Source organism: Synergistes jonesii (genome assembly GCF_000712295.1).
Classification (GTDB): Bacteria; Synergistota; Synergistia; order Synergistales; family Synergistaceae; genus Synergistes; species Synergistes jonesii.
In genome coordinates, this window is record NZ_JMKI01000013.1 from 1 (window position 1) to 5761 (window position 5761).

The 5761-nt window shown below is 61.3% G+C and carries 4 protein-coding genes; all 4 read left to right on the forward strand.

All coding sequences use genetic code 11. The annotated features are described in order from the left end of the window. Nucleotides 1-3840: phage tail tip fiber protein (locus EH55_RS03850; RefSeq protein ID WP_037974956.1), on the forward strand; the 3840-nt coding region annotated here is incomplete at its 5' end. Between the two features lie 29 nt (nt 3841-3869). Continuing rightward, a complete protein-coding gene (locus EH55_RS03855) occupies nt 3870-4361 on the forward strand; it encodes a hypothetical protein (protein WP_037974957.1) in 492 nt (163 codons plus the stop codon). After that, complete coding sequence (locus tag EH55_RS03860) at nt 4361-5254, forward strand: hypothetical protein (protein ID WP_037974960.1); 894 nt, start codon at nt 4361-4363, stop codon at nt 5252-5254. Before EH55_RS03855 ends, EH55_RS03860 begins: the two co-directional genes overlap by 1 nt. 12 nt (nt 5255-5266) lie before the next feature. Beyond that, a partial coding sequence (locus EH55_RS13355) for a DUF4376 domain-containing protein (RefSeq protein ID WP_152550714.1) occupies nt 5267-5761 on the forward strand: 495 nt, incomplete at its 3' end.

The following is a 5761-nucleotide window of genomic DNA, read 5'->3' on the forward strand; positions in this document are numbered from 1 at the left end:
CAGGGGCTCGACGCGGCCATAGCGCTCAAAGCCTCCCTCGTCGAACTCGACCTGGCCGTGGCGCGCATAGAGGCGGCCGAAGTGAAAATAGACGCGCAGAACGGCACCATAAGCGGCTTCGTCGGGCAGTACGCGGACGACTTCGACGCGCTCGCGGAAGGCGTCATACAGAACGCCTCCAACCAATTTGAGAACGACAAAGCGACCAGACAAGCCATCGCCTACGCCAAACAGGAACTCATCGGGCGGCTCAACATAGTCGACGGGCGACTCGAAGCCGAAGCGGCGTCGAGGCTCATACTCGAAGCGCAGATAAAAAACGCCGCCGCCTCGCTCATCTCCGAAAAAGAACTGCGCGCGCGGGAGGACGAAGCCATCGCCACGCTCGTAGACCGCGTGATAGTCGACGTCGATTCAAACCGCGCGGCGATAATCGAAGAAGCCGAGCTGCGGGCCGACAGAGACGAAGCCTATGGAAAAATGCACAACGCCATGATAGCGAGCGTAGACGACTCGGCCGGCGACGCGGATTTAGCCGCCCTCATATCCGGATTCAGGGGCGAGCAGTCCATACGCCGGCAGATGGCCGGATTTTACAGCGACCTTGATACGCGCGTAAAAGAAAACGAAATCGCCGAAGCGACGAAACGCGAAGCCCTCGTCGCCCAGATGAACGAAAACAAAGCGCTGATAGAAACCGAACAACTCGTCCGCGCGGCGGAAAACGAAGCGCTCGCCCTGCGCATAGACAACGCCTTCGTCGAAGTAGGCGACGCCAAAGCCGCTATAACCGAAGAGGCGCAGGCCCGCGCCGACCAATACGGCGCGCTCGCCACGCAGATCAGCGGCATAAGCGCCGGCTCCTCCATCGACAAGCAGGAATTGCTCGACGCGATAGCGGCCGAGTCGCAGGCGCGCATCGCGGCTATAGAGGCGGAAGCCGCCGCGCGCGGTACGGCCCTCACGGCCGAAGAGAACGCGCGCATCGCAGCCATACAGCAGGAGGCGGCCGACAGGTCTGCCGCGATAGACGAAGCGGTAGGCGAAGAAAGGCGTCAGCGCACGGCCGACGTAATGGAAGTGCGCGAAGCCAACAGCAAGGGGCTCGAAAGCTACGGCACGCTGCTCTCCTTCCAGATCGCCGACAGCCAAGAGGCGGCCGGCGAAGCGCTGATGGAAGCGCTGCTCAGCAACGAAAACGCGCTCAAAGAGCAGAAGAGGCGCCTCGCCGCGCATTATGAATACCTCGACTCGCGCGTGAACGAGCTGGGGGTCGCCCAAGCGGAAGACCGTGAAGCCCTGATAGTGATGATGGACGGCAACATCGCGGCGATAAAGCGCGAACAGTACGTGCTGGCGGACAAAAACGAGGCGCTTGCCAACGACATACAGACTCTATTCGACGAAGTGGGCGACGCCAATGCCGCGATAATCGCCGAACAAGAAGCGCGGGCCTCCGCGGACGCGGCCGCCGCGAGCAGAGTGGACACGCTCACCGCGACCGTCGGGAGCAATAAAAGCGAGGCGGCCGCCGCGATACAGTCCGAGGCTGACGCGCGCATAGCGGCGATAGAGGCGGAGGCCGCCGCGCGCGGTACGGCCCTCACGGCCGAAGAGAACGCGCGCATCGCAGCCATACAGACGGAAGCCACGGCCCGCCAACAGGCGATAGACAACGAAGCCGCGGCGCGTATAGCCGCCGTCCGCGAAGAACGGGAGGCGCGCGTAAGCGGCGACAACGCATTGTCGAGCCGCATAAACACGCTCGTCTCAGACGTAGGCGGCGCGATGTCCGCGATAACCGAAGAGGCGCAGACGCGGGCCGACAAAGACGAAGCGTACGGACGGCTGGGCACGGCGATGATAGCCGCGAGCGACGAAGATGCGGGCGAAGCGGCGCTCTACGCGGCGATGCTGGCCCACGACATCGGCCGGAAGCTGACCGAACAATTCGCGGTCTACTACAACACGCTGGACACGCGCATCAAGCAGGGGCTGCTTTCGGAGGCGCAGGCGCGCGAACTTATGGCGGCCAAACTGGCGGCGGCGCAGGCGGCGATAGAGACCGAGAAAATAGTGCGGGCCGATAGGGACGGCGCGCTGGCAAGCACCATCACCACCGTGCAGGCCAAGGTGACGACGGAAGAGACCGAACGCAAGGCGGCGATACAGGACGAGCGCACCGCGCGCGTAAACGCGGACAACGCACTCGCGAGCCGAGTGAGCACCGTAGAGGCCAAATCCGGCGGCAACGAAGCCGCGATACAGACGCTCTCCGAAGTCACTGCCGGCAAGCCCGACATCTACAATCAGGCGACCGCGCCGGCGGGCACGGTGGACAAGCCGCTGAAATTGGGCGACTTATGGATAAACCCCAACAACGAGATAAGCCGCTGGAACGGCGCCGCATGGGTCAAGTGCACCGACAAAGAGCTGACAGACTTCAAGGCGCAGGCGGCGGCCGCCACGTGGCTTAAAACGCAGGTATCGAGCGGCGGCAGAAAAGTCGTCGCGGGGCTCGGGCTTTTGGCTACCGCCGGCAACGGCTCGGAATTCGTCATATTGGCCGACAGATTCTACCTCGTGAAAGACAAAAACGGCGAGCTCGTGCAGCCCTTCGCGGTGGACGCCAGCGACCCGAACGACCCGAAAGTAGTCATCGAGGGCAACTTTTTCGTGCAGGCGCTGAAAAACGGCGGCTACGCCGATGCCACCGGCTGGATAATCGGCGACAAAATAGCCGCGCACAGCAAGATACAGTTAGGCGCGGGCGGCGAGTTCATCGCCGGCGGCGGAGCCAAATTCCAGATGGGCAACGGAGCGGTCTTCATCGACTCGGAGACGGCGCAGATGATGCTGCGCGACCCTGCGAACCTCACGACCGGCGATTATATCCGCATCATCAGCGGCGATATTTCGACGTACAAATACATCGCCGGTGCGTACCGCGAGATGAAGTCGCTGCGCAAAATGAGCTTCGGCTCCAACGTCGAAAACGGCGCGACCGTCGTGCTGGACGGCTACTGGCCCTCCGCGCCGAGCATCATCGTGTCGCCCTGCGCGCTCCAGACGTTCGATCCGAGCTACGGCACGCAGGCGCAGACGCTGCTCACGCAGGCGTCGAACATAGTCTACAACAAAGCGACGGGGAGAGTGACGTTCAAACCAGTCGCGAAGCTGGTCATCGACGCCGGGCGGCAGAGCATAGGCAGCGAGTCTTCCCCTGCGACGGACACCGTATTCGGGCAGGTGGCTGCGGGGTATAGGGACGCCGTTTCCGGGCAAATGGTCTACCCGGAGACAGTGCTGCAAATCGGCTCGGTCACCGTTCCCGCCAACGCGACGACTGCGACGATACGCCTGAACGTCTTCGCCAACTGCATCGACTCTACCGACGTCATGACGGGCGGCTCGGGGGGAGAAGGCGGCCCGGGGAGCGAATATTCCTACTCGCGCATAAATTCCCTCTGGTGCCGCGCGCGCACCGCATATGTAATCGACGGCGTCGAATACGACGGCTGGAACAAAGACTTCGCGGCTGCGGACGAAGAACACAGCTACAAACATAACTACGTCGCCCAGTGGCTTGAGCCGAGCGCTAAAACATTCACGCTGTCGGCGGGAAGCACGGCGCACACGATAGCCGTAAAAGTTTATGTATCTCAAAAACCGGTAACGGGCAACAACCCAGAGCAGCGACTGACATGGCAGGAATACACGCCGCCGGCGCTGATAAACCGTTCCTTTGCGGCGCTGCGCATGGAAAGCGTAACGTACAACCTTGCTGCGGCACAGCCGCTCGCGCAGGGCACGCTGAATTATATGGCTATAGCGGAATAGCGGAACAATAAAAAGGAGTGATGTAAAAAATGGCAAGCTACAGAGATGGGACCGTTGCGGTGACCAACGGCTCCAAAATCGTCACCGGCGTAAACACCGCGTTCAACTCGTCGGGCATTTACGCAGGGGACATATTTTCGCTGGTCGACGGCAACCTGTTGCCGACAGGGCCGCTGTACGAAGTCGAAAGCGTCCAAAGCGACACGAAGCTGACGCTGAAACAGGCGTATCAGGGGACGACCGGCTCGGCTAAAGCCTACGTCGTCATGAACATGGCGGGCAATCAGACCACGCCGCGTTTGGCGGCGGAAGTGACGCACCTGCTGGACGAGACGCGCCCGATAACGAACAACCTGTCGGCTTCGCCCATCCCCGCGGGCATACCGCAGGCGGGCGGGAACGGCAAGCTGGCGGCGGGCTGGACGCAGCAGTGCTATCCGGCGCTGTCCGGCGAATCCGACAGCGCGATAATCGGCGCTACGACCGTCGGGGACATAATCATAAGGAAGGTGAGCGTTTAATGGATAAGCTGCAAATAGTGAAGCGCACCGCTTCGGGGCTGAACGTCCTGGGCGAATGCGACCTCTCGCGCAACCCCAACCTGCTGCACAACTGGGACTTCACCACGCCCGTGAACCAGCGCGGGGCGACGACATACTTGAGCACTTCGGGCGAAATACCGACCATAGACCGCTGGCGCGCGGGCACCAACATGAAAGTGGAACTTGTGTCAGGCGGTGTAAAACTCACCGGGCAAGGCGGACAATACCGCAACTTCAGGCAGACGATAGAAAACCCCGAGCGGCTGGCGGGCAAACAGGTGACCGTCTCGCTGAACGTCCTGGCCTGCACCGGCAAGTTTTCAAGCTATTTCGTGCAGGGCTCCAGCGGCACCGGCGGAGGCATAATCGACGCAGGATTTACCGGCATAAAAAAATACACCGTCACATTAGGCTCGGCGTCCGACATCGCCGGCAGCCTGAAATTCCACATCGGAAACAGCAACGACGCCGACGTGTCTTTGACTCTCGCCTCCGTGAAGCTTGAAATCGGCGACGTCTCTACACTGAAAGATACGGACGTGGCCGACTACGCCGAACAAGAGATGATATGCCAGCGCTATCTGGTGCCAATCTCCGCCGCGCAGCGCTTCCGGCTCGAAAGCTATACGTCGGACGTTCTCCAATTCCACATCCCGACGCCGCAGCGGATGCGCGCATTGCCGACGGTGGAAGATGTATCGGCGCTGTCAATTAAGACTCTTGCGGTAGTCGGCAGCGGCGTATCGATATCCAGCATAGAGACGCTGCGCCGCGACCCAGACGTATTCCTGCGTGTGAACGCGCCGTCGCACGGGCTCACCGACTGTCTGCTCTACGCTAACAGCGCGACGTTCCTGAACGCGGAGCTGTAGGAGGAATAAGACATGTACAAAGTATACGTAAAAACAGATGCGGCGGACAACGTCGTATCCGTCAACTCCGAAGCCTTCCTGCCCGACCCCGTGCCGGCCGGCTGGATAGAGGTGGACGAAGGCGAAGGCGATAAGTATCACCACGCGCAGAGCAACTATTTTAGCAAACCGCTGATGACAGACGACGGCAAATATCAGTACCGCATAGCGGACGGCGCGGTCGTAGAAAACGACGTATCGCCGACGTTGGACGAATTGAAGGCGAAAAAGCGCGCGGAAATGGCCGCGGCGCGTTACGCCGCTGAAATATCCGGCATAACGCTCTCGGGCGCGGTTATCCGCACCGACCGCGAAAGCCAGGCGCTCATAACGGGCGCGGCGCTCGCGGCGTCGCACGACGAAAACTACTCRGTCACGTGGAAGGCGAAAAACGGCTTCGTGACGCTCACGGCGGCGCAGATAATAGCAGTCGCGCAGGCGGTGCGGGCGCACGTAGAAGCCTGCTTC

Excerpts from the sequence above, each read along its gene's own strand:
- EH55_RS03855 (WP_037974957.1), top strand. The coding sequence starts at position 3,870 with ATGGCAAGCTACAGAGATGGGACCGTTGCGGTGACCAACGGCTCCAAA.
- EH55_RS03860 (WP_037974960.1), top strand. The coding sequence starts at position 4,361 with ATGGATAAGCTGCAAATAGTGAAGCGCACCGCTTCGGGGCTGAACGTC.